This window comes from Curtobacterium sp. MCBD17_035 (genome assembly GCF_003234815.2).
Taxonomy (GTDB): Bacteria; Actinomycetota; Actinomycetes; order Actinomycetales; family Microbacteriaceae; genus Curtobacterium.
Window position 1 is genome coordinate 698,764 of the sequence record NZ_CP126279.1, and the last position, 23,413, is coordinate 722,176.

The 23,413-nt window shown below is 72.1% G+C and carries 18 protein-coding genes and 1 tRNA gene; 14 read left to right on the forward strand and 5 right to left on the reverse strand.

Translation table 11 applies throughout. The features are described from left to right. Window positions 1-152: 152 nt before the first annotated feature. Window positions 153-1,172 (reverse strand): type I glyceraldehyde-3-phosphate dehydrogenase, encoded by a 1,020-nt coding sequence (gap, locus tag DEI93_RS03390; protein WP_111119847.1) that lies wholly within the window; start codon window positions 1,170-1,172, stop codon window positions 153-155. A 93-nt stretch (window positions 1,173-1,265) separates the two neighbouring features. Further along, window positions 1,266-2,213 (reverse strand): GlxA family transcriptional regulator, encoded by a 948-nt coding sequence (locus tag DEI93_RS03395; RefSeq protein ID WP_111119876.1) that lies wholly within the window; start codon window positions 2,211-2,213, stop codon window positions 1,266-1,268. Window positions 2,214-2,314: 101 nt separating this feature from the next. On the opposite strand from DEI93_RS03395, the gene DEI93_RS03400 reads away from it, so the two are divergent. The 5 genes from DEI93_RS03400 (at window position 2,315) to DEI93_RS03420 (ending at window position 9,275) form a co-directional block, all read left to right on the forward strand. Next, complete coding sequence (locus tag DEI93_RS03400; protein ID WP_181436045.1) at window positions 2,315-3,805, forward strand: MFS transporter; 1,491 nt, start codon at window positions 2,315-2,317, stop codon at window positions 3,803-3,805. Between the two features lie 533 nt (window positions 3,806-4,338). After that, on the forward strand, window positions 4,339-5,058 hold the full coding sequence (locus DEI93_RS03405; protein ID WP_181436044.1) for a GntR family transcriptional regulator: 720 nt from the start codon (window positions 4,339-4,341) through the stop codon (window positions 5,056-5,058). 65 nt (window positions 5,059-5,123) lie between these two features. Next, window positions 5,124-5,999, forward strand: a complete 876-nt coding sequence (locus DEI93_RS03410) for a LysR family transcriptional regulator (RefSeq protein ID WP_220035650.1) — start codon at window positions 5,124-5,126, stop codon at window positions 5,997-5,999. Window positions 6,000-6,127: 128 nt separating this feature from the next. Continuing rightward, window positions 6,128-7,516: an LCP family protein gene (locus DEI93_RS03415; RefSeq protein WP_111119843.1), complete on the forward strand. Its 1,389-nt coding sequence runs from the start codon at window positions 6,128-6,130 to the stop codon at window positions 7,514-7,516. 187 nt (window positions 7,517-7,703) lie between these two features. Further along, window positions 7,704-9,275: a BNR repeat-containing protein gene (locus DEI93_RS03420; RefSeq protein ID WP_111119842.1), complete on the forward strand. Its 1,572-nt coding sequence runs from the start codon at window positions 7,704-7,706 to the stop codon at window positions 9,273-9,275. Between the two features lie 75 nt (window positions 9,276-9,350). On the opposite strand, the gene DEI93_RS03425 is transcribed toward DEI93_RS03420, so the two are convergent. Beyond that, window positions 9,351-9,439: transfer RNA gene (locus DEI93_RS03425), tRNA-Ser, on the reverse strand. Between the two features lie 537 nt (window positions 9,440-9,976). Here DEI93_RS03425 and DEI93_RS03430 point away from each other — a divergent pair. The 4 genes from DEI93_RS03430 (at window position 9,977) to DEI93_RS03445 (ending at window position 13,819) form a co-directional block, all read left to right on the forward strand. Then, window positions 9,977-11,035 (forward strand): ABC transporter ATP-binding protein, encoded by a 1,059-nt coding sequence (locus tag DEI93_RS03430; RefSeq protein ID WP_181436043.1) that lies wholly within the window; start codon window positions 9,977-9,979, stop codon window positions 11,033-11,035. After that, window positions 11,032-12,066: an ABC transporter permease gene (locus DEI93_RS03435; RefSeq protein WP_111119840.1), complete on the forward strand. Its 1,035-nt coding sequence runs from the start codon at window positions 11,032-11,034 to the stop codon at window positions 12,064-12,066. Before DEI93_RS03430 ends, DEI93_RS03435 begins: the two co-directional genes overlap by 4 nt. A gap of 117 nt (window positions 12,067-12,183) precedes the next feature. Continuing rightward, window positions 12,184-13,398 (forward strand): Fic family protein, encoded by a 1,215-nt coding sequence (locus DEI93_RS03440; RefSeq protein ID WP_111119839.1) that lies wholly within the window; start codon window positions 12,184-12,186, stop codon window positions 13,396-13,398. Between the two features lie 124 nt (window positions 13,399-13,522). Further along, window positions 13,523-13,819: an excalibur calcium-binding domain-containing protein gene (locus tag DEI93_RS03445; RefSeq protein ID WP_111010079.1), complete on the forward strand. Its 297-nt coding sequence runs from the start codon at window positions 13,523-13,525 to the stop codon at window positions 13,817-13,819. Between the two features lie 161 nt (window positions 13,820-13,980). Here DEI93_RS03445 and DEI93_RS03450 read toward each other — a convergent pair whose 3' ends face one another. Beyond that, window positions 13,981-14,910 (reverse strand): acetamidase/formamidase family protein, encoded by a 930-nt coding sequence (locus tag DEI93_RS03450; RefSeq protein WP_111119838.1) that lies wholly within the window; start codon window positions 14,908-14,910, stop codon window positions 13,981-13,983. 113 nt (window positions 14,911-15,023) lie between these two features. Between DEI93_RS03450 and DEI93_RS03455 the strand changes: the two genes are divergently transcribed. From DEI93_RS03455 to DEI93_RS03475, 5 genes are all read left to right on the forward strand, one after another. After that, window positions 15,024-16,049 carry an AAA family ATPase gene (locus DEI93_RS03455; RefSeq protein WP_220037881.1) on the forward strand — a complete coding sequence of 342 codons (1,026 nt, stop codon included), beginning with the start codon at window positions 15,024-15,026 and terminating at the stop codon, window positions 16,047-16,049. After that, window positions 16,049-17,272 (forward strand): DUF58 domain-containing protein, encoded by a 1,224-nt coding sequence (locus DEI93_RS03460; RefSeq protein WP_111119837.1) that lies wholly within the window; start codon window positions 16,049-16,051, stop codon window positions 17,270-17,272. Before DEI93_RS03455 ends, DEI93_RS03460 begins: the two co-directional genes overlap by 1 nt. Further along, window positions 17,269-19,635, forward strand: coding sequence for a transglutaminase TgpA family protein (locus DEI93_RS03465; RefSeq protein WP_111119836.1), 2,367 nt, complete (start codon window positions 17,269-17,271; stop codon window positions 19,633-19,635). The genes DEI93_RS03460 and DEI93_RS03465 overlap by 4 nt, the downstream gene beginning before the upstream one ends. Window positions 19,636-19,738: 103 nt before the next feature. Continuing rightward, entirely contained in the window at window positions 19,739-21,505 is a 1,767-nt protein-coding gene (locus tag DEI93_RS03470; RefSeq protein ID WP_111119835.1) for a Na+/H+ antiporter, read from the forward strand. A 181-nt stretch (window positions 21,506-21,686) separates the two neighbouring features. Further along, window positions 21,687-22,559, forward strand: a complete 873-nt coding sequence (locus DEI93_RS03475) for a glycosyltransferase family 2 protein (RefSeq protein ID WP_181436042.1) — start codon at window positions 21,687-21,689, stop codon at window positions 22,557-22,559. Window positions 22,560-22,571: 12 nt separating this feature from the next. Here DEI93_RS03475 and DEI93_RS03480 read toward each other — a convergent pair whose 3' ends face one another. Continuing rightward, a complete protein-coding gene (locus DEI93_RS03480) occupies window positions 22,572-23,375 on the reverse strand; it encodes a trimeric intracellular cation channel family protein (RefSeq protein WP_258372246.1) in 804 nt (267 codons plus the stop codon). Window positions 23,376-23,413: the final 38 nt, after the last annotated feature.

Consider the following 23,413-nt stretch of genomic DNA (forward strand, 5'->3'; position numbering starts at 1 on the left):
AGCGTGAGCGCACGCGCTCGCACGGAATGACCTCTCGCTAGCCTGATCGTATGCAAGAGCAGCACTCCGACGTATGCAACAATCGCGGTGCGATTGAGCAGAGCCCAGCGCTCAGGCGGCTAGATGCAAATCCGCAAACCCCCGCCGACGGGCTACGCGGCGGCGGCGGCGGCGCGCGCGAGCAGTCCGAGCGTGTCGACCACCCGGTTCGAGAACCCCCACTCGTTGTCGTACCAGGCGACGACCTTGACGTGGCGGCCGCCGTCGACGCGCGTGAGGAGCGAGTCGAACACGCTCGACTCCGGACGCCCCGTGATGTCGGTCGACACGAGCGGGTCCGCCGTGTACGCGAGCACCCCGGCGAGTGGCCCGTCGGCAGCCGCACGGTAGGCGGCGTTCACCTCGTCGACCGTGACGTCACGGGCCACGACGGTGTTCAGCTCGACGATCGACCCCACGGGGACGGGCACCCGGATGGAGTCGCCCGAGAGCTTGCCGTCGAGTCGGGGGAGCACGAGTCCGATGGCCTTCGCGGCGCCGGTGGTCGTCGGGACGATGTTCACGCCCGCGGCCCGGGCTCGCCGGAGGTCCCGATGCGGGCCGTCCTGCAGGTTCTGCTCCTGCGTGTACGCGTGCACGGTCGTCATGAACCCGTGCTCGATGCCGGCGAGGTCGTCGAGGACGCTCGCGAGCGGCGCGAGGGCGTTCGTCGTGCAGCTCGCGTTGCTGACGACGGTGTGCGTGGCGGGGTCGAACGCGTCGGTGTTCACGCCGTAGGCGAGAGTCACGTCCGCCCCGGTGGCCGGTGCGCTCACGAGCACGCGACGGGCGCCCGCCTCGAGGTGCTGCGCAGCGGCCTCCCGTGCCGTGAAGCGGCCGGTCGACTCGAGGACGACCTCGACGCCCAGGTCGGCCCAGGGCAGTGCCGACGGATCGCGCTCGGCGAGCACGCGGATCCGCTGACCGTCGACCACGAGCGTGTCGTCGTCGACCTCCACGCTCCCGTCGAAGGGTCCGAGTGCGGAGTCGTAGCGGAACAGGTGGGCGAGGGTCGCGGGTGCGGTGAGGTCGTTGACGGCGACGACCTCGAGGTCCTCGCCGCCGCGGGCCAGGAGCGCGCGCAGGGTGTTGCGGCCGATGCGGCCGAATCCGTTGATGCCGATGCGGGTCATGTGGGTTCCTTCCGTTCCTCCGCTCATCGTCATCGAGCCGGGAGGGCCGCTCCAGTGGCAGGAACGCCACGATCCGGGAGGATCGCGCCAGGGCTACTGCTGGAACGCGCGGCGGTAAGCGGTAGGGGAGATGCCGAGGATCCGCCGGAAGTGCAGACGCAGGTTGGCGTCCGTCCCGAGCCCCACGCGCGCGGCCACCTGGTCGACGGCGAGGTCGGAGCGTTCGAGCAGCTCCCGCGCCAGGTCGACGCGTGCCCGGAGCACCCACTGCATCGGCGTGGAGCCGGTGCTCGCCACGAAGCGGCGTGAGAAGGTCCGGGCGGACACGTTCGCGTGCGCGGCGAGGGCGTCGAGCGTCAGGGCGTCGCCGAGGTGACGCAACGCCCATTCACGCGTCGTCGCGAAGGTGTCGTCGGTCGGGTCCGGCACGGTCCGTTCGATGTACTGGGCCTGGCCGCCGCTCCGGTGGGGCGCGCTCACGAGCCGTCGGGCGACGTGGTTCGCGAGCCCGACGCCGTGGTCGCGTCGGACGATGTGGAGGCAGAGGTCGATGCCGCTCGCCGCCCCCGCGCTCGTGAGCACCGACCCCTCGTCGACGAAGAGCACGTCCTCGTCCACCTCGACGCCGGGGTACCGGTCCTGCAGCACCCGCGTGTAGTGCCAGTGGGTCGTCGCCCGGCGCCCGTCCAGGAGGCCCGCCGCAGCGAGCGCGAACGCCCCGGTGGAGATCGCGGCGACGCGCTTGCCGCGCTCGTGGGCACCGCGGAGTGCGGTGACGACCTCGGGAGGCGGTGGCGTGTCCGCCGGGAACCGGTACCCCGGCACGAACACGGTCTGCGCCCAGTCGACGGCCTCGAGCCCGCGCCCCACCGCGTAGGCGAGGCCGTCCCCGCCGCGGACGGTGCCGACGCTCGGGCCACAGACGCGCACCTCGTACGGCATGCTCGGCCGGTTGGCGAACACCTGGGCGGGGATCCCGACGTCGAGCGGCTTCGCGCCGGGCAACACGAGCACCGCCACACGGTGCGGTCGGACAGCCATCCTGCGACGGTAGCCCGAACCCGCGAACACTCGACGCGCGTCCAGCGTACGGTCACCGGTGCGTGCCGCCGAGGGGTGGCCGTGCGAGGAGGAACACCGACATGAGCAGCACCGGCGCCGTTCGTGATCAGCCGACCAGGAGTCTCGTCCCGGCTCGGATGGATCGCTTGCCCTGGACCCGGTTCCACTGGTCGATCGTGGTCGGCCTCGGGATCTCGTGGGTCCTGGACGGTCTCGAGATCCAGATCGTGTCGAACGCGGGATTCCAGAAGCCGCTCGGCCTCTCGACCCAGGAGGTCGCCGACCTCGGCACGATCTACCTGTTCGGACAGGTCATCGGCGCGCTCGTGTTCGGGCGGCTCTCGGACCGGCTGGGTCGACGGAAGCTGTTCCTCCTGACGCTCGCGATCTACCTCGTCGGATCGGGGATCGCCGGGTTCGCGCCGGACTTCGCGTTCCTCGCGGTGTTCCGGTTCGTGGCCGGCCTCGGTATCGGTGGCGAGTACGCGGCGATCAACTCCGCGATCGACGAGCTCATCCCGTCGCGGTTCCGCGGACACGTGGACATCGCGATCAACGGCACGTACTGGGGCGGTGCCGCGATCGGTGCGGCCGCGAACATCTACCTGCTCAACACCGCGAACTTCTCGGAGAACGTCGGCTGGCGCATCGGGTTCTTCATCGGCCCGGTGCTCGGCATCCTCATCATCTTCCTGCGGCGACACATCCCGGAGAGTCCGAGATGGCTCATGACCCACGGGCGCGAGCAGGAGGCCGACGACACCGTGACCCGGATCGAGGCCGAGGTCGAGCGGGAGTCGGGCCGACCGCTCGAGCGGGTCGACGAGTCGAAGGCGATGGAGGTCACGCCGCTCGATCGCGTCGGCTTCCGCACGATCGTCGGTGTGCTGTTCCGGCAGTACCCAACGCGGACGCTCGTGGGCGCGACCATGATGATCACGCAGTCGTTCCTGTACAACGCGATCTTCTTCACGTACGCGCTCGTGCTCACGAACTTCTACGGCCTGCAGACCTCGCAGACGTCGATCTACTTCTTCCCGTTCGCGATCGGCAACCTGCTCGGGCCGCTCGTGCTCGGTCGCCTGTTCGACACCTGGGGCCGTCGGCAGATGATCTTCCTGACCTACCTGGTCTCGGGGATCGTGCTGGCCGTCTCGGCGTTCATGTTCCAGGCCGACGCGATCAGCGCCACCTGGCAGACCGTGTTCTGGTGCGTCTCGTTCTTCTTCGCGTCGGCCGGCGCGTCGAGCGCGTACCTGACGGTGAGCGAGATCTTCCCGCTCGAGCTGCGGTCGCAGGCGATCTCGTACTTCTTCGCCCTCGCGCAGATCTTCGGCGCGGTCGCGCCCCTCATCTACGGCGCGTTCATCGGCGACGGGTCGAGCCGCACCCCGCTGTTCTGGGGGTACCTCATGGGCGCTGCGATCATGGTGCTCGGTGGTGTGATCGCCCTGATCTTCGGGGTGGACGCGGCGCGGAAGGGCCTGGAGTCCGTCACGCAGCCGCTCTCGGTCGTGGGAGGCGGGGCGCGCACGAGCGACCGGGCCGACCGGGCTCGCGCGCGCCGGTAGGCGCGGCTCCGCGCCGCTCGGGGTTCGACTTCGTACTTCGTATCCCGTATTCAGGATGTTTGGCGCATCGAACGGTCGCCTGGCAGCCTTCCGGTTCGAGCGTGTGGAAGCCACGCGCTCCGGACCAGGGGCGGAGGCGACATGGGGTCAGCGCAGGGCGGAGTCGAACCGGGGCGAGCGCGGGGCATCCAGGTCGGTGCGGTGGCGTGGACGGGTGCGGTGGCGCGGACGACCGTCGTCGGGGTCGGCCGGACGGCTGCGATCGGCAGCTGCGGCAGCGCCCGCGATCTGAAGTGCTGCCCCGTCCACATCGAGGGTCCGAGTGCGCTCGTCCCGAGTCGGCACATCCAGCGGGGCACGGGCCGATGCCGCTGAGTGAGGGTGTCGTGATGCACCGCTCAGATCGCACCCCGGTCCCGGGTGGACGGACGACGTCCCCCGCCGATGGTGGTGCGCGGAACAACGCTGCGCCAGCCGCCGGGCTCGGTCGGTCAGCGACGGGCGCGGGTGCTGTCGGGCCCGACACCGGCGTCGTGCCGATCGACGAGACGCCGGGTGCGGGCATGACCGGTCCGGACGCAGGGGTGGGTGGCGCGGTGCGCCGTGACCTCCTGCGCGACGCGGTGTTCACGCGGCTGGTCCACCGGATCCTGCGCGGGGAGTACCGGTCCGGGCAGCGGTTGCGGCTCGACGGGATCGCCGCCGAACTCGGGGTGTCCCGGACTCCGGTGCGCGAGGCCCTCGTCCCGCTCGAGGCGTTGCGGCTCGTCCAGGTACAGCGTTACGTCGGCGTGGTCATCGCGCCCTGGACGCCGGCGCACATGCTCGAGCGGGTGCAGATCGCGCAGGGTCTGCTCGCGGTGCCGTACCCGACATCGTCCATCGAGCGTCATCGGAGCGACCCGCCGGTCGACGTCGGAGCGTTCGATGCGACCGCGCTCCGGGCCTGCCGATCCGACGCCGGTCGGTTCGCCGTCCTCGCCGAGTGGACGCTCCGGCGCCTCGATCGCCCGGTGAGTGCGGACTGGCTCGCGGCGCAGCTGCCCGTGCTCGACGCCTTCTACATGCGTGAGGTCGCCGGCCGGCACGGGTTGGACGTCGCCGTCGGGGCCGCGGAACGCGCGAGCTCGCTGGCGTCAGCGCTCGGGGCGGTGTGGGACGAGGACCTCGTCGCGGCCATCCGTCACCTCGACGCCTTCGCCGACGCGCTCGCTGCGTTCGACCGAGGGACCCACAGACGCGACCTCCACTGAACGGCTGCCATCGCGGAACTCGGCTACCGCTGCTAGCGTGATCGCAATTCGTGATAGGAGGGCCCATGATGTTCGAGACCGCACTGCTCACGAGCTTCCTCGCCGTGGAGCGCACGGGGGGCTTCACCGCTGCTGCCAAGGACCTCGGTCTGCGGCAGTCGACGATCAGCGGACACGTCGCCCGACTCGAGCGACAGACCGGTCGGCAACTGTTCCGACGGGACACGCACGCCGTGGAGCTGACACCCGACGGCATGGCCATGGTCCGCTTCGCCCGCGAGATCCTCGCCGCACAGGGACAGGCCGAGGCGTACTTCACGGACACCGGACTCGCCGGTCACATCCGGTTCGGTGCGTCCGAGGACATCGTCGCGACCGGTCTGCCGGACATCCTGCTCGACTTCCGGAACGCGTACCCCTCGGTGGACCTCGACCTCCGGGTGGGGCTGACCGCGGAACTGCGCGAGGAGGTCCGGAGCAACCGGCTCGACCTCGCCCTCGTCAAGCGCCGTCCGAGCGAGGACGTCGGCGACCTGGTGTTCCGCGACCCGCTCGTGTGGGCCGGGCGCGAGGGTGAGGTCGTCGACCCGGACGAACCCGTGCACCTCGTCACCTACCCCGGGACGAGCGTGACCCGTGATGCCGCCGTCGCCGCGCTCGAGGGTGCCGGCCGGCCCTACCGGATCACCTGCGTGTCCGCGAGCCAACAGGGCATCCGGGCAGCGGTGTACGCCGGGCTGGGCGTGACCGTGCACCCCGGGTCGATCCTCCCGGCCGGGTTGGTCCCACTGACCGGACTGCCGGACCCGGGCTGGACGGAGTTCACGCTCGTGTCGCGTGCCGGACCGCCGAGCGTCGCGATGTCGGAGCTCGTCAACGCGATCCGTACGGGCGCGGACCGCGTCATCAAGGGGCATTCGATCGCGCGCGCGGGGGCCTGACGCTCCCTCGACGTGACCCCCATTCGGGGGCACGCCGAGGGGATCCCGGCGGTGGCCACCCGCTCGGGTATCGTCCCCGCGGACGACGGCACCCGAGCCGTCAGCCCGAACTGCCAGGAGGAAGCGTCGTGTCCGACTTCGACGACCTCACCGACCCGCGGCGGGAGCCGACGATCCTCCGAGGTCCGGGTGGTCGTGTGATCGGCGCACGGCACGGTCGACGGCACCGCGGGTTCCGGCCGGCGCGACTCCTGGTGGGTGTGGCGATGCTCGCCGGCATCAGTGTCGTGACCGCCGGCTCACTCACCGCCTACGCCGCCTACGACCTGGGGCACCGGATCGCCCAGAACGCGGTCGACGTCGGGGGAGCGGGCGGGCAGAGCACCGACGGCGCGTTCAACGTCCTGGCCGTGGCTGCCGACAACGACCCCGGGCAGGGCACCGAGTACGGGCTCCGGCAGGCGACGCTCAACGACGCGAACGTGCTGCTGCACGTGTCCGCGGACCACACGCAGGCCGTCGCGATCAGCTTCCCCCGCGACCTGCTCGTCGACCAGCCGGCCTGCACGAGCCACGGGACGACGACTGCCGCGGTGCAGGACACCCCGCTCAACGAGGCGTACGGGCGCGGCGGCCTGGGCTGCGTGGTGAGGACCGTCGAGCAGGTCAGCGGACTGCGCATCCCGTACGCCGCGCAGATGAGCTTCGACGGCATCATCGGACTCTCCGACGCGATCGGGGGTGTCCCCGTCTGCGTGACGGACGACGTCGACGACCCGTACACGGGCCTCCGGTTACGCGCCGGCGAGCACACGGTGTCGGGGGCGACCGCGCTGGCGTTCCTCCGCGACCGCCACGGGATCGGCGACCAGAGCGACCTGTCCCGGATCTCGAGCCTGCAGCAGTTCCTGTCGTCGCTCGTGCGGAAGGTCAAGGGCAACGGCACGCTCGGCGATCCGGCGAAGCTGTACGGGCTGGCCCGCGTCGCCTCGCACACGGTCAAGCTCTCGACGACACTCACGGATCCGTCGACCATGGTCGCCATGGCGCGGACGTTCCAGGGCATCGGACTCGACCGCATCACGTTCGTGCAGTACCCGGGTGCCACAGACGACCCGGACCACCCCGGCAAGGTCGTTCCGGACTCCACGACCGCCCGCCAGCTCATGGCGGCGGTGCGCTCGGATCGGTCGTTCTCGCTCGCCGCGGGGTCGGTGGGCCGTGGGTCGGAGTCGGTCAGCGGTGGGTCGAGCGGGTCGGGTGGGTCCAGCGCGGCGGGCGGGTCCTCGGGTGCGAGCGGCGGTGGCTCAGGCGGCAGCGGCAGTGCGGGCTCCGGCGGCTCCGGCTCCGGTGGCTCCGGCTCCGACGCCGATTCCGGCTCCGGCTCCGGCTCCGGCTCGGCAGGGTCGGGAGGCGCGGGGCACGAGGGGACTTCAGCCTCCGCACGTCCCGAGACGATCAGCGGCGTGACCGGTCAGACCGCGCAGCAGCGGACCTGCGCGGTCGCGGCCGGTTGACGAGCCGGACCGGGCAGCGGAGCCGAATCGGTCGCGGCCGAGTGACCGGAGGAACACTCGGGTCGCGGACGCGACCACGAGGTGACGTGCGGGGTGAGCGGGGCCGGAGCCGGGCCTCCCGGCCGGTGTGCTCGTCGTACCGTCCTGCCCGAGTCGACACATCGTCGGCTCGGACAGGAGGAGTGCCATGAGCGTCGTCCGAACCGTCAGCGTCCCGGCCCCCGACGGGAGTCCCGCGCACTGCTGGGCGGGGATGATGATCCCGCAGGCGGTCGTGCGGAACCCCCGGAACGGGCACGTCCTCATCGCGCGGTACCGGACCGACCGGACGATGGGCGTGCTCGACGTCGACGTCTCCGCCGCGACGGCCCGCACCCGATCGGACACCACGCTGCTCGACGGTGCCGGCGCCGCCGTCGTGTTCGACCAGGGGCAGGCGACGGCGACGGCGAGCAACGGGAACATCAACGATTCGCACAACTCGGTGTCCGCGGTCGTCGACCGGCAGGGGGACCTGCACGTCACCGGGAACAACCACAACACCGCGCTCCGGTACTGGCGGACCACGTCGCCGGACGACCCGACCACGCTCCGGAGCAAGGACGCGCCGGGGCCCATGGAGGGCGTCTGGGTGGTGAAGGACCGCACGGGCGCCGAGGTCCGGCGGTACCTCGACGCCGGTGCGGAGCTCGGCGCCTGCAGCTACCCGACGTTCTTCCGAGGCCCCCAGGGGCAGGTGTTCCTGTCGTGGCGGAACGGGGAGTCCGGCCGCGGCAACCAGTTCCTCTACGGGTACGTCGAGTCGTCGAAGCGGTGGGTGAGCGTCGCGGGGGAGGACGTGCGGTACGCGCCGTACCCCGACGGCCGCATCCTGCTCGAGGGCATGTCGAGCGACGTCAGCCCCTATCCGAGCGTGCCGGTGCCCGGGCCCGACGGATGGTGGTGGATGGTGTGGGTCTGGCGCGGGGACCCGACGGACGCGGACACGAACGGAGGGCTCTCGGCGGCGCGGAGCCAGGACCTGCGCCAGTGGTACGGCCTCGACGGGACGACGCTCCCGCCGACCATCACGTTCGGGACGCCTGGGGTCGTGGTGGATGACCTCCCACTCACCGGGAGCGGTCTGCTCAACGACGCGACGCGCATCGGGTTCGACCGTGCAGGGCGACCGGTCATCGCCTACTACAAGTACGTCGGCAGCGGGAGCGGGCGGACGACGCAGCTGTTCGTGGCCAGGCCGGACGGGGCCTCCCGGCAGTGGGTCGTGACGCAGGTGTCGGCCTGGAGCGGGGCCTACGACCTCGCCCGACTCGGCACCGCGCAGCAGGGCATCGCGGTGACGAGCGTGTCGACACCGGTTCCAGCAGCGGCACCGGACGACGTCGTCATCGGCTACGCGCGATCGAACGGACCGGCTCGCGCGATCACGGTGGCGAGCGGGGCGAGCGGGGCGAGCGGGGCGAGCGGGGCGAGCGTCGGCAGCGCACACAGCGTCGCGGACGCGCCCATCCCGACCACCACGACCCCGCCCGAACTCACACAGCGGTCCGTCGACCCCGCGCGGTACCCCGGTCTGGCCGTGCGGACGGCCGTCACGGACGCCTTCGACGACAGCGGCCGCCGCGTCGCGTGGACGCTCCGGTGGGACGCGGGGCCGTACCGGAACGATGGGCGGGCGCCCGACGTCGCGTTCCCGGCCGAGGGGTCGCCCCTGACGCTGGTGCTCACCGACGTGGACGACTCGGGGGTCGCGGGGTAGGCGGTCGGGCGGGGCGGGCAGCGGTGGCTCAGAACCCGTAGAGCAGGGATCCGTGGAGCTCGACGCCGGATACGGCGGAGACGGTGGGATTTGAACCCACGGTTCCCAAAAGGGAACTCCACCTTAGCAGGGTGGTGCACTAGGCCTGACTATGCGACGTCTCCCGGTGCCCACCGGAGCGAGCACGCGACCACCATCATAGGGGAGCCGAGCGGCGGGCGGGACCACCGCCTCCCGGACCGGTGCGCCTGAGCCGCGCCACGCAGACCCTCGAAATGGGGACAACGCGCCCGTTGTCCGCCATTCTGGGGACTCGTAGCATCGGCTCCGTCGCGCGCGCGATCACATCCGGGTCGTCTGATCCGGTGCGCGGACACGTACACAGCAGAGGCGTCGCTCCTCGCGAGCCCCAGGGCGCGGCCGTATCCGATCGGCATGCGCGGGGTGGGGAGCGGCTCGAGGGGGCGCGGCCGTCGTGTCGCGTCCCCTCCTGTGCCGCTGCCCGTCGCGCGTCGTGTGCGAGCCCCGCAGATTGCTTCGGCCTGCCGCCGACGCCATGTCGACTCGCGTCCCAACGGGGTCGCCGGATCACCGCGGGGAGATCGGCACGATGGCGACGCGAGCAACGGAGCGACGGGTTGCTTGTTCGAATGATGCTCGCTAATCTACGGGCGGCCGGGTGTCGGGGGCTGGCGGTCATCGTGGTGGTCGACGCAACGAAGCGTTTTCCCGGGAGCTGGTCAACCGCAGCGGTGAGTCAGGGGCACATGCGAAGCGAGACGAGCGCACGACCAGGGCGGGCAGGGGAAAACGTCGTTGAATTTGCCGCGTTCTCGAAGTCGTTCGGGGAATTCCCCGCGGTGCAGGATCTGGATCTCGAGGTCCGCCGCGGCGAGGTGTTCGGTTTCCTCGGTCCCAACGGAGCAGGCAAGACGACCACCATCGAATGCATGGTGGGCTTGCAACGTCCCACCAGCGGAGTCATCCGCGTACTCGGACTCGACCCAGCCATCGAGCGACAAGCGATCACACGTCGTGTCGCGGTGCAGCCGCAGTCGGCGAGCCTCTTCGACACGCTCACCGTGCGGGAAACGCTCGAGCTGTTCGCCTCGTTCCACGAGCAACCCCGCCCCGTCGCGGACGTGCTCGCCGAGGTCGGTCTCTCGGATCAAGCGGTCGAACGGACGAAGGGATTGTCCGGCGGGCAGACGCGCCGGCTCCTCCTCGCTGTGGCCCTGGTCGCAGATCCCGAGGTCCTCGTCCTCGACGAACCGTCCGCGGGCCTCGATCCTGCGGCACGACAGGCACTGTGGCAGATCATCCACGGCCTGCGGGACAGGGGAACGACGATCGTCCTCTCCACACACCACATGGACGAAGCGACGACGGTCTGCGATCGTGTCGCCATCATCGTCGGCGGGCGCCTGGCTGCACTCGACAGCCCGGACGAGTTGATCCGTCAGCACGCGACCACCAGTGACGTCGCCTTCACCGTGGCCCCGACCGTCGCCGATGAGCAGATCGGCGCCGCCCTGCGGACTCCGTACAGCTCCGAACCCGTGCTGGGAGGTGTCCGCGTGCAGGTCACGACAGAGGACCCGGACGAACTGATCCGTCGAGTGACGTTCGCCCGGACCCTGCGGGCTCGCGAGCTCAGTGTCCGCCAGGCGAGCCTCGAGGACATCTTCCTGCAGCTCGCAGAACTGCCGGACGAACGTCGCGTGCGCCGGGGGGCGACGACGAAAGGGAACCGGCCATGAGAACCGCACCGAGCGCCTCCGCGCGGTCGACCCATCGCGACGCGTTCCGGCAACTGGTGTTGTTGAGCTCTCGAGAGCTGTTCCGGAACATCAAGACGGTCATCGCCTTGATGTTCATGTTCTTCTTCTTCCTGATCCTGATGGTCGGGATCGACTTCGTCATCAACGGCGGTCGGCCCGCTCCAGTTGCGTCGGTCGCGAACGGGCCACACACCGCGCAGGTCGTCGAGGCGTTGCGGAACCGCGACATCGCCGTGCGGGCGGAGGACGCGGCGACCGCCAGGATCACGGTCGAGGATGACAGCGCGCGGATCGTGCTCGTCGGCAAGACCAAACCGGCGTGGAAGCACCTCGTCGCCGCGGTGCACTCCACCGGGATCCCGTCGGCGGACATCGTCGTCACTGATGCTTCCGGCGAGGCCGAGACCGACATACTGCGGGTCAATCTCGCCACGGTGCTGGTCACCGGGTTCATGGCGATCGCGTTCATGGGGACCTCCGTGCCGTTGGTCGCGCTCCGGCAACGCGGCACACTCCGGCTGCTCGGGACGACTCCGGTCAGACGGATGGCGTTCATCCTCGCGCAGAGCCCGGTGCGCTTGGCCCTGGGCATCGCCGAGGCGATCGTCATCGTGCTCATCGCCTGGAGCCAGGGGTACGTGGAGTCGTTCAACATCGTGCGACTGTTCGTGACCCTCGTCCTCGGGTTGGCGATGCTGTTCTCCTTCGCCTACCTCTTGGCGAGCCGGTCCGCGAACCCTGATGTGACCACACAGATCACCGGGTTCCTCCCGGTCATCGTCATCCTGACCTCCGGCACCGTCGTGCCGATCGACGTGTTCCCGGACGCAGTGCGCTCCATCACGTACGGGTTCCCGAGCACGTGGTTCATGCAGGCGATCGGGGCGGACATCGCCGGGACGGACCCGTTCGTCTCGGTCTACTGGCTGTGGCTGATGATGGCCGCGGTCGGCATCGCAGCTGCGCTGCTCGCGGCGCGACTGTTCAAGTGGGACCAGGGCGAGCTGTAGTCGCGATGTTGAGGAGATGCCGCTGGCGTCCGCGGGTCGCTTGGGTGTCCCGGCCTTGTCGTTGCGCCGGCCTTACATAAGGTTGTGCCATAACCTTATGCAAGGAGGTGGCGACCGATGAGTTCAGGAGCGAGTCCGGCAGGGCAGGACGGTCCGGCGGTGCGGTACGAGGAGCGCGTGCTCCCGCCTGTGCACAACCCGGACCTGCTCTCGCGACGAGCAGCCGAGCGGCGTCGCGCGCCCTACCTCGCCGCAGTTCCACCGGCGATCGCCGCGATGCCCTTCACGATCCCCACCGAGGTCCTCGCCGAGGTCGATGACGCGTCCAGGACGATCACCCGGTTCGACGCCGAGTTCGCGGGATTCCCGGCGCCGTTCTCGGCCGTCCTGCTCCGCAGCGAGTCCGCGTCGAGCTCGCAGATCGAGCACCTGACCTCCGGCGCTCGAGCCATCGCCGAGGCGGAGATCGACGAGCGGATCCAGGGCAACGCGCCGCTCATCGTGCGCAACGTCCGCGCCATGGAAGCAGCGATCGCCCTCGCCGACGACATCAGCGACGCGACGATCATCGAGATGCACCGCCAGTTGCTCGAGAGTTCCGCACCCCGGCTGGTCGGCGGGTACCGCGCGGAGCAGGTGTGGATCGGGGGCGCACTCCCGCACGACGCGGCGTTCGTCCCGCCGCACCACGAACGCGTGGCGGATGCGATGGCCGATCTCGTCGCGTTCACCAGGCGGACGGACCTCCCCGTCCTCGTCCAGGCGGCCGTCGCACATGCGCAGTTCGAGACCATCCACCCGTTCCCCGACGGGAACGGCCGGACGGGCCGCGCGCTCGTGCAGGCCATCCTCCGCAACGGTCGGCTGATCCGACACATGACGATCCCGGTCAGCAGCGGCATCCTCACGGACGTCGACGCGTACTTCGATGCGCTCGACGCCTATCGGCGGGGGGACGTGGCCCCGATCGTGGCTGTGTTCGCGACGGCCTCACTCGCAGCGCTCCGCAACGCGACCGTGCTCGCCGAGGACCTGGCGCGACTGCAGCGCGAGTGGGACGGTCGGTTGACGGGCCTCCGTGCGGACTCGACGGCGCGACGGCTCGCGCGGGTGTCCATCGAGCACCCGGCACTCAACGCTCGGCTCGCACGCGAGCGCACGGGCGCAAGCCAACCGGCGGTGGACAACGCGCTGCAGCAGTTGACCGAGCGCGGGATCCTCCGGATGGTCAACGGCCAGCGGCGGAACCGGGTGTGGCTGAACCCGGAGGTGCTCGACGCCCTCGACGCCTTCGGGGAGCGGAGCGGCCGGCGCCAGGATCCGTCGTACTGACGACCCTCCGGACGCCGCCACTTCGGAGGTACGCGAGGACTCCTCGCGACCCCTATGCTGACGCTGATCGGTGGATCCGGTCGCAGCGCCGCGGACCCGAACCCGGCGGCGCACGGAGGGGAACATGCGCAAGCGCGCCATCACCATCGGCCTCGTGCTCACGGCGGTCGCGGTCGCCGGGGTCGGCAACGCCACCGCCGCCGAGGCAGCCACCACCAAGTACGCCAACTGCACCGCCGTGCACAAGGTCTACTCGGGCGGCATCGCCAAGACCTCGGTGACGTACAACACGGTGCACCACACCAACGGCACGGTCGAGCACCGCAAGCTCAAGGGCACCGTCAAGAAGGACAACGCCCTGTACTCGGCGAACAGCAAGCTCGACGCCGACAAGGACGGGATCGCCTGCGAGGCGGACTGACCCGGCGCCCCTCGGCGGCCGCGCCAGCGGGATGAGCCGCGGAACGGACCAGGAGCCGCGCATCGCCCCGGTTCACAGTCCGTTCCGCGGCTCATCGACGCCGGTGCGACGTCGGTGCGAGTCAGTGCGACGCCGCGCGACGGCGGAGGCGGTGCGCCGCCTCAGACGAGGATCGCGTCGTGGGGCAGCAGCGCGTGCACGCCCCACGTCTGGTTCGCGATCTGGGTGACCCGCATGCTGACGGCGACACTGGCCATCGCCAGGGCCTGCGCGCGGGTGACGTCGTGCAGCGCAGCGATCCAGTCGACCATGGCGTTCAGGGCCGTGGCGGTCGCCGCGTTGAGGTCGGCGTCGAACCCGAAGGTGATCCGACCCGCCGGGGTGTCAGCGTGGACGCCCGGGACCGGTGCCGTGTCGAGCAGGGACAGCGTCATCGTCGTCGTCATGTCGCACTCGACGGCGGTGCCCGAGACCTCGCCGTCGCCCTGCGCCGCGTGGCCGTCGCCGACGAACAGGAGCGCGTCCGGCACGGTGACCGGGAGGTACAGCGTCGCGCCTGCGACGAGCTCGCGGCAGTCGATGTTCCCGCCGCCGACGGGCCGCGGCGGGATGGTCGAGTGCTCGCCGGTCGGCTCGGGAGGCACGCCCACGACGCCGAGGAACGGTGCGGTCCGGACGCCCAGGCCGAGCTGGTTCCGTGCCACGCCGGCCTCGGCGTCGATGTCCCAGAGCAGCGGGCCCCGCGTCGCGGTGTCGGCGAGACCGAGGGCCCGGTTCAGCTCGTTGTCGACGCCGCCCGAGCCGGTGTAGCCCCAGGTCCCGGGGACCAGGGCGTCGAACCGCACGGCGAGCACCTGCCCGGGCAGCGCGCCGGTGAGCGCGACGGGGCCGACGAGGCAGTGGCCGCGGCGGCTCGTGATGAGTGTCGGGACCTCCTGGCCCGGCTCCTGCTGTCGTTCGAGGTACCCGGCCGCGCTCAGCGTGCGGACGGTGACGGTGTCGCCGGGGGACGCCCGCAGGATGGGCGCGCGCTCCGCCGTGAAGACGTCGATCGCCGTGTCGGTCGTGGGCTCGAGAACGTGGTCCGCCATGCACCGATCCTGCCACCGAGAGGGGTACAGAACGGCGCCCGCCGTCGCGGAGGGGGCTGCCATCGGCCCGAGGTAGCATTCCCGGACACGTCCTACGAGCCTGGAGGTCCGGCTTGCCACACAGCGCTGACGTCGCCGATCCGGGGGGACCGGGCGGGGCGGGGGCATCGTTCCCGGTCGACGAGATCCGCTCCGCGGGCGACGCGATCGTGCGTGCGGTGGGCACGGTCGTGGACGGCAAGACCGAGGCGATCCGCACCGCGCTGACGGTCATGCTGGCCGAGGGGCACCTGCTCGTGGAGGACGTCCCGGGTGTCGGCAAGACCGTGCTCGCGAAGGCCCTCGCGGCCACGGTCGGTGGGTCGGTGAGCCGCATCCAGTTCACGAGCGACATGCTGCCGTCCGACGTGACGGGCGTGAACATCTACGACCAGGCGTCCGGGTCCTTCCGGTTCGCCCCCGGGCCCGTGTTCGCGAACGTGGTCATCGGTGACGAGATCAACCGGACGAGCCCCAAGACCCAGTCCGCCCTGCTCGAGGCCATGGCGGAGTCGCAGGTCACGGTCGACGGCGTGACACGGCCCCTCGAGTCGCCGTTCATGATCGTCGCGACGCAGAACCCCATCGACATGGAGGGCACGTACCCACTGCCCGAGGCACAGCGTGACCGCTTCATGGCCCGTATCACGATGGGCTACCCGAGCCTCGACGCCGAACGCGAGATGCTCCGCAGCCGTGGCGTCGGCGACCCGATGTCGGCACTGCGGCCCATCGTCGACGTCGCGACCCTCGCGACGATGATCCGGGCCGTGCACGCCGTGCACGTCGCGCCCGACGTTGAGGGCTACGTCGTCGACATCGTCCGCTCGACCCGGAGGCACCCGGACCTGCTGCTCGGTGCGAGTCCGCGGTCGACCCTGCACCTCGCCGGTGCTGCACGGGCTCGCGCCGCGCTCGAGGGTCGTCCGTTCGTCACCCCCGACGACGTCGCCGCGCTCGCCCCGGTCGTGCTCGCGCACCGCCTCGTGCCCGTCGCCCGGAACCTCGGCGGCGGTGCCGAGGACGCCGCTCGTGACGTCGTCGTCCGTATCGTCGCCGACACGGCGGTGCCGTTCGGCGCCGCGGCCGTGCGGTCCTGATGCCCGGGACCCGCCGCGGTCGGGTCGCCCTGCCGCGGCCGACCTCACGCGGGTGGACCACGGTCGCGGTGGGCATCGGTCTGGTCGGGGCCGGGCTCGTGGCGACGACGAGCCTCGCGGTGACGGCCGGGCTCCTCGTCCTCGTGCTCGTCGTCCTCGGCGCCGTCGTCGCGATGGTCGCCGCCGGACCGATCCGGGCGACGCGGCAGGTCCCGCGTACGACGATCGAGGCCGGTGCCGTGTTCCGCGCCACGCTGCTGGTCGAGGGTCGGCAGCGGGCGCTCGGCGTCGTGCGGGTGCTCGTGCGCGACCGCCTCGACGACCACTTCGCATCGGCAGGGGACCTCGAGGCCCTCGTCGACGTCGGGTCGAGTCGTCCCCCGGCGCGGCTCACCGTCGAGGCCATCGCCGCGCGCCGCGGTCGTCCCCGGTTGGGTCCGGCGACGGTCCGTGTCGCCGACCCGTTCGGACTCGTCCACGTCGACCGGGTCGTCGCGGCGGCGCAGGAGATCGTCGTCGTGCCCCGCACCACGGTGCTCGGCGCGATCGAGACGGGCGTGCTCTCGGGCGCGGTCTCGGCCGAGGCCGGACGAACCGGCCAAGGCGGGTCCGCGGACGACAGCGAACTCCGGCCCTACCGACCGGGCGATCCCATCCGCCGCGTGCACTGGGGGCAGAGCGCCAAGCGCGGCGAACTCCACGTCCGGCAGACCGCACAGGCCCAGCCGCCCGAGGCGACCGTCCTGCTCGACGTGCGCCGCGCCTCCTACCAGGAGCTCGGCCGCGACCCGTTCGCGGAGCTGTCCGACATGGCCGGGGACGCCGCGTTCGAGCACGCGGTCGTCGTCGCCGCGAGCGTCGCACGGGTGCTCGCCGCGCGGACGTCCCGCGTCGCCCTCGTCACCGCGGACGACGTCCAGCCGTCGCCCGCGGGGGACCTGGCGTCCGTGCTCGTCGGACTCGCCGATGTCGCGCTGCGCTCCGACGCGCGCCCGGTGGCCGAGGTCCTGCCCGAGGTCCGCGCCGTCGACGTGCACGGCATGACCGCGGTCGTCACGGGCCAGTGCACGGCGGAGCAGGCGTCCGAGCTCGTCGCCCGCACGCCCGCGGCCTCGCGCGGGCTCCTCGTGGCGATCACGCCACCGGACGCCGCCGCTCGCGGGGTCCTCGACCGTGCCGGATGGCGCGTCCTCGTGGTGCCCGTGGGTGGGAGTGCCCGATGACCGACACCGCCCGTCGCCCGGTCACGGGCCGTGACGTCCTCGAGCGCGACGACCGCACCGACGAGGACCCGGGCACGCCGAGCCGCACGCTCGTGGCCGCCGCGGCGCTGCCCGTGGTCGTGGCGTCGCTCGCCGTCCGCCCGCTCGTGCAGGGGATCGCGTGGTGGGTCTCCGCGCTCGTCGTCACCGCCCTGCTCGTGGGCGTGATGCTCGCCGTCCGCACCCGCCCGCGGTGGGCCCGCTTCGTCGCGCTCGTCGTCACCCTCGTCGGCGGTTCATGCGCGCTGGCGATCCTCGACGGCACCGAGCCGCTCGGGTGGCTCGACCGCAGCGGCGCGCTCGGGCAGGCGCTGCTCGCGATCAAGGTGAACCCCGCGCCGCTCCCCGAGACCGACGCGGTGCAGCTCGTCGTGTCCGTCACGCTCGTCTGGACCGCCGGCGTCGCCCTGTTCGTCGCGGTCATCGCGCCCACGGCCGCCCTCGCCGCCGTGCCCGCGTTCGTCGCACTCGTCGTCCCGGGGATCGTGACGGGAACGGCGCCGAGCGTGGTGCTCGTCGTGCTCACGGGCATGGCGTTCCTGCTCGTCCTCTGGTTGTCGGTCCGGCCCGTGCAGCAGGCGTTCCCGGCGATGGTGATCGGCGCGGTCGCCCTCGTCGTCGCGGTGGGCCTGCCGACCGTCGTCCCGATCGACGCCAGCTGGCTGTCGGGGGTCACGGGCGCGATCCAGGCCCCGATCAACCCCGGGCGCCCCGGCACCCTCCTCAAACTCGGTGACGACCTGCGGCGTCCGAGCGAGATCGAGGTGTTCCGCTACCGGACGACGACGGGGGTGCCGGAGTACCTCAAGCTCGCGGACCTCGACGAGTTCGGCACGGGCGACTGGGTGCCCTCGGTGGTCGATGCCAGCACCGCCCCGAGCGCTGACCAGGGCCAGTTCGCCACCGGGGTGAACCCGCGGGTCGCCAGCCGCGAGGACGTCCAGGTCCGGGTCACCGGGCTGTCGAGCCAGTACCTGCCGCTGCCGTCGGGTGCGGTCGGGATCCAGTCCCGGTCGACCGCGCTCGACCTCACCCAGTGGCGGTGGATGGGGCGGTCGAACACCGTCCGGTCCACCGGGCAGACGACCCGCCGCGGCGACGTCTACCAGGCGTACGGGGTCGCGACGTTCGCCAACCCCTACCTCGACGCGATCGCCCAGCACGGTCGCTTCGGCATGATCACGAGTGGCGACTGGAACCGTCCGACGTCCGCCCAGCTCCGCACCGACCTCCAGCTGCCGCGCAACCTCCCCGGGAGCATCCGCGCCGCCGCCGAGCGCGTCGCCGGGACGGCGGGCGACCAGTACGAGCAGGCACGCGCACTCGAGTCGTGGTTCCGGAGCGGCCGCTTCACCTACTCCGAGACGGCGCCCGTCGAGCAGGGGTACGACGGCGACAGCATGGACGTCGTCGCGAAGTTCCTGCAGGTGCGGGCCGGGTACTGCGTGCACTTCGCCTCGGCGATGGCGGTCATGGCCCGGGTGCTCGGGATCCCGTCGCGCATCGCGGTCGGGTACCGGCGGGGCGGCACGCAGAAGGACGGCGAGTACGTCGTCTCGAACCGGCAGCTGCACTCGTGGCCCGAGTTGTACATCAAGGGTGCCGGCTGGGTGGGCTTCGAGCCGACGCCGGTCGCACAGGACCAGTCGGACGCCGAGCTGCCCGCCACCGCGTCGCCGACCTCGCTCCCGACGGTCACGCCGCTCCGCTCCGCGCCCGCGAACCAGCCGACCGCGCAGCCCTCGTCGGCGTCGCCGACGCCGGATGCTGCGTCCGGCGCTGGCACGGGCGGATCGGACGGCGGCTCGGCGACGTGGGAGATCGCCCTGGCGGTCCTCGTGGCGCTCGGTGCGCTGGTCGGGCCGGGACTGTTCCGCACCCTCCGCCGTCGTCGTCGTCTCGGACTGGTCCAGACCGGTCGCGATCCCGCCGCGAACGCCTGGCGCGAGGTGATCGACGACGTCGCGGACCACGGGTTCACGCCGGCGACGGTGCCGCCGGACGATCCCGCGCTCGCGGCCCGGACGGCCCGAGCGGTGCTGACGCGCCTGGGCGCCACCCTGCCGCCGGCGACGCTGACGCCGCTGGGGACGGTGGTCGACGCGCTCGACCGCGAGCGTTACGCACGACCGGGTACCGCACCGGTCGACCAGGACCGGTTGCGGGACGCCGTTCGGGAGGTCCGGGTCGGGCTCGACGCAGCCGTGTCACCCTGGCGCCGGGTGCTGTCCCGGGTGTGGCCGCCGTCTCTCGCGCCGTCGAGAGCGTGGACCGGTCGCGGGCGCCGGCATGCCGCACCGCAGGCGCCGCGACCCGCCGAGTAGGTCCCGTCGCGACCCGCCGAGGAGGTCCCCGCCGCGCTGCTGAGGACGTGCTGCAACCGACCCCGAGACGGTGTCCCGGCCCGCCGCCGAGTAGACAGGACGGGTGGACGGACTCGAGCTCGCCGTCGTGCTCGGCGCGACCATCCTCGTCGGGGGCGTGGTCGCCCAACGCATCCGCGTCGCGGCGCCGCTCGTCCTCCTGGTGCTCGGCGCGGGGGTCGGGTTCCTGCCGGGGCTCGGCGGCGTGCGGCTGCCGTCCGAAGCGGTGCTGCTGCTGTTCCTCCCCGCACTCCTGTACTGGGAGTCCCTCAACACGTCACTGCGCGAGATCCGGAGCAACCTGCGCACGATCGCGCTGCTCGCGGTGGGTCTCGTGTTCGCCACGGCCGCGGTGGTCGCGGTCGTCGCGCACCTGCTCGGGCTGACCTGGGCGCTGTCGATCACGCTCGGCGCGGTCCTCGCCCCGACCGACGCCACGGCGGTCGCGGCGGTGGCCGCGCGGTTGCCCCGGCGGCTCATCACGACGCTCCGGGCCGAGAGCCTCGTCAACGACGGCACCGCGCTCGTCCTCTACTCCGTCGCCGTGGGTGCCGTGGTGAGCGGGCAGGACATCGACGTGTGGGGCGCGGTCGTGCGGTTCTTCGCCTCGTACGGGTTCGGCATCGCGATCGGCCTGGCGGTCGGTCTCATCGTCTACTGGGTGCGGCGGTACCTCGACAACCGGCTGCTCGAGAACACGCTCAGCGTGCTCACCCCGTTCCTCGCGTACCTGCCCGCCGAGCTGTTCGGCGTCTCCGGGGTCGTCTCGGTGGTCACGGCGGGGTTGCTCCTGACGCAGATCGGGCACCGCGTCATCAGTGCGCACGCGCGGATCCAGGGGTACGGCTTCTGGCAGGTCACGTCCTACCTGCTCAACGGCGCGCTGTTCGTGCTCGTCGGACTCGACTTCCATCCGACGCTCCTCGCCGTGCTCCACGACGACTGGGTGACGGCACTCGCGCTCGGGCTCGGGAGCACCGCCGCGGTGATCGGCATGCGGTTCCTCTGGGTCAACACGACCCCGTACGCGAGCCGGTTGCTCGACCGGCGTGCGGGGGAGCGCGACCGGCACCTGCACTTCCGGGAGCGCATGCCGATCGCGTGGGCCGGGTTCCGGGGCGCGGTGTCGCTCGCGGCCGCGCTCGGTGTCCCGCGCGCCATGTCCGACGGGAGCCCGGTCCACGACCGCGACCTCGTCATCGCGGCGACGTTCGTCGTCATCCTCGTGACGCTCGTGGTCGAGGGACTCACGATGCCCGTGATCGTGCGATGGGCACGCCTGCCCGAGGACCCCGAGGAGCAACGGGAGGAGATCGAGGCGGAGCGGGCGGCCCTGCAGGGGGCGCTCGATTCGCTCGACGACGTCGCGAGCCGGCTCGAGTCGCCCGAGGAGGTCCGTGAGGACCTGCGCGCCGACTACGGGCGCCGCCTCGAGCGGCTGCGGCGCGATGCGGAGGCCGCCGAGGGCGACGCCGCGGCAGCGAGTCGGGCGGCGGCGGACGCCGGGGTGACCGTGTCCGCCGCGGTGATCGGCGGCACGGGCGGATCGGCCGGCGAAGCCATGGCTGCAGGTGCCGACGGCTCCGACGCGGAGGACCCGATCGGCGGGGCTGCTGAGGATGCGACGGACGTCGAGCCCGACGAGATCCAGCTCGAGCGGGAGGCCGAGCAGGCCGACATCGCGCTGCGGCTCGCGCTGCTCGAGGCGAAGCGGGCGGCCGTCGACGACCTCCGACGCTCCCGGGCCATCGATGACGCGGTGATGCGGCGCGTGCAGAGCCGGTTCGATGTCGAGGAGCTCCGCCTCGCCGCGATCAGCGAGGACGACTGAACCGAGCCCGAGCAGGTGGCGGCGGACCGGGACGGCGGGCGACGGCCCTCCGGCGGATCCCCACCGCTCGGGGCGAGGCCGCGGGTGACGCGACGGGCGCGGACCGGTGGTGCCGTGCCTCCCGGCGGATGCGGCGCGCCGCGGTCCGGGCAGCATGCCCGGAACGCCGAGGAGGACCGCCATGCCCACGATCACCTGCGTCATGCCTGCCCGGAACGCGGCCGGCACGGTCGGCACGGCCGTGCGGACGGTCCTCCGCGCGCTCCCCGAGGACGGCGAGCTCCTGGTGCGCGACGACGGCAGCACGGATGACACGCTCGGGGTGCTCGAGCGGATCCGGGACGCCCGGCTCCGCGTCCTGGTCGGGCCGAGCGTCGGGATCGCCGCCAGCATGAACACCCTGCTCGACGAGGTCACGGCGCCCGTCGTCGCACGCATGGACGCGGACGACGTGTGCGCACCGTTCCGGTTCCGGCGACAGCTCGCCCTGCTACGGTCCGCGGACCTCGTGTTCGCGCCCGCGGTCGACTGGCTCCCCGGTACACCCGTCGCGCGCCCGCAACCGCTCCGCCGACTGTCCGCTGCGGCGGCGCCGTTCGCGCTGCTGCTCGAGAACCCCTTCATGAACCCGACGATGACCGCGCGCACCCGGCTGATCCGAGACCTCGGCGGATGCCGATCCGTCGCGTCCGAGGACTACGACCTCTGGCTCCGCGCTGCCGGTGCGGGGCTCCGGCTCGTGCGGGACCGGGTCCCGGCGGTCCTCTACCGACGCCACCCCGGCCAGATCACGGCACAGTCGTGGTGGCGGGCCGCCCGCGCGGACACCGAGCTCGTCCACGAGGCGTTCGACGCGCTCGCGCTCGCGACCGTCGGGTTCCGTCCCTCGTGGTTCGCGTGGCGTCGGGCCGGACTGCCGGCGGGTGGGGCGCCGGACGGGATCGGCGAGGAGCTGCGGCGGTTCCGGGGCGCGGTGGCGGTCCTCCCGGCCGGGCAGCGGCGGCCGCTGCTCCGCCGGATCGCGCTCATGGAGCGGCGGGCGTTGCTGCGCTGACGGCGACGGCCGTCAGGGACGTTCGGGAGGCCCGTCCGAGGTCGCGGAGGCCGGCCCGTCCTGGTCGTCGCGCTCGCGGCCGCGTCGGGACCGGCGCAGGAGCCGCATGCGCTCGGGCCGCCGACCCCGGCGGAAGAGCGTCGCGAGCGCGGACTGCGGCTGCCAGTCGCGGCCGTTCGGCAGCCCCCAGCCGTACCGGACGGCGCCGAGCCGGAGCAGGAGCGACAGCAGGATCGCGACGACGATGCCGATCGTCGGGACGTGCAACGCCGACGCGACGACCATGACGATCGACGCGGCCACGGCGACGGACGCGTAGAGGGCGTTCCCGCCGAGCACCGCGGGCACCCGCCGGAGCAGGAGGTCACGGGCCGCACCGCCCCCGACCGCGGTCACGGTGCCCATGATGATCGCCGGACCCCAGCCCAGGTGCGCGTCGAACGTCCGCTGCACGCCGACCACGGCCCAGAACCCGATGACGGCTGCGTCGAGCACCGTGAACAGGCGGTCCCACGCCCGCTCCGAGATCGAGACGAAGAACGCCACGAGCGCTCCGACGAGCGCCACCGGGACGTACAGCGGGTCGGTCAGCGCGACCGGCGGGCCGTCCTGGAGCAGGACGTCGCGGAGGATCCCGCCGCCGAGCCCCGACACGAACCCGACCACGAGGAACCCGAACAGGTCGAAGTCCATCTCGCGCGCGAGCGACCCGCCGAGCAGCGCGGACGCGAACACCCCCGCGAGGTCGAGGACGTTCGTCACGGTCGCGAGCGCGTGCGCGGGGACGACCAGTGCGTCAGCGGAGGAGAACTGCACCGGTCCATCTTCGCGGTTCGGGCCGGGCCGTGGACGAC

Excerpts from the sequence above, each read along its gene's own strand:
- DEI93_RS03410 (WP_220035650.1), top strand. The coding sequence starts at position 5,124 with ATGATGTTCGAGACCGCACTGCTCACGAGCTTCCTCGCCGTGGAGCGC.
- DEI93_RS03400 (WP_181436045.1), top strand. The coding sequence starts at position 2,315 with ATGAGCAGCACCGGCGCCGTTCGTGATCAGCCGACCAGGAGTCTCGTC.
- DEI93_RS03435 (WP_111119840.1), top strand. The coding sequence starts at position 11,032 with ATGAGAACCGCACCGAGCGCCTCCGCGCGGTCGACCCATCGCGACGCG.
- DEI93_RS03440 (WP_111119839.1), top strand. The coding sequence starts at position 12,184 with ATGAGTTCAGGAGCGAGTCCGGCAGGGCAGGACGGTCCGGCGGTGCGG.
- DEI93_RS03420 (WP_111119842.1), top strand. The coding sequence starts at position 7,704 with ATGAGCGTCGTCCGAACCGTCAGCGTCCCGGCCCCCGACGGGAGTCCC.
- gap (WP_111119847.1), bottom strand. The coding sequence starts at position 1,172 with ATGACCCGCATCGGCATCAACGGATTCGGCCGCATCGGCCGCAACACC.
- DEI93_RS03395 (WP_111119876.1), bottom strand. The coding sequence starts at position 2,213 with ATGGCTGTCCGACCGCACCGTGTGGCGGTGCTCGTGTTGCCCGGCGCG.
- DEI93_RS03445 (WP_111010079.1), top strand. The coding sequence starts at position 13,523 with ATGCGCAAGCGCGCCATCACCATCGGCCTCGTGCTCACGGCGGTCGCG.
- DEI93_RS03475 (WP_181436042.1), top strand. The coding sequence starts at position 21,687 with ATGCCCACGATCACCTGCGTCATGCCTGCCCGGAACGCGGCCGGCACG.
- DEI93_RS03450 (WP_111119838.1), bottom strand. The coding sequence starts at position 14,910 with ATGGCGGACCACGTTCTCGAGCCCACGACCGACACGGCGATCGACGTC.
- DEI93_RS03465 (WP_111119836.1), top strand. The coding sequence starts at position 17,269 with ATGACCGACACCGCCCGTCGCCCGGTCACGGGCCGTGACGTCCTCGAG.
- DEI93_RS03460 (WP_111119837.1), top strand. The coding sequence starts at position 16,049 with ATGCCCGGGACCCGCCGCGGTCGGGTCGCCCTGCCGCGGCCGACCTCA.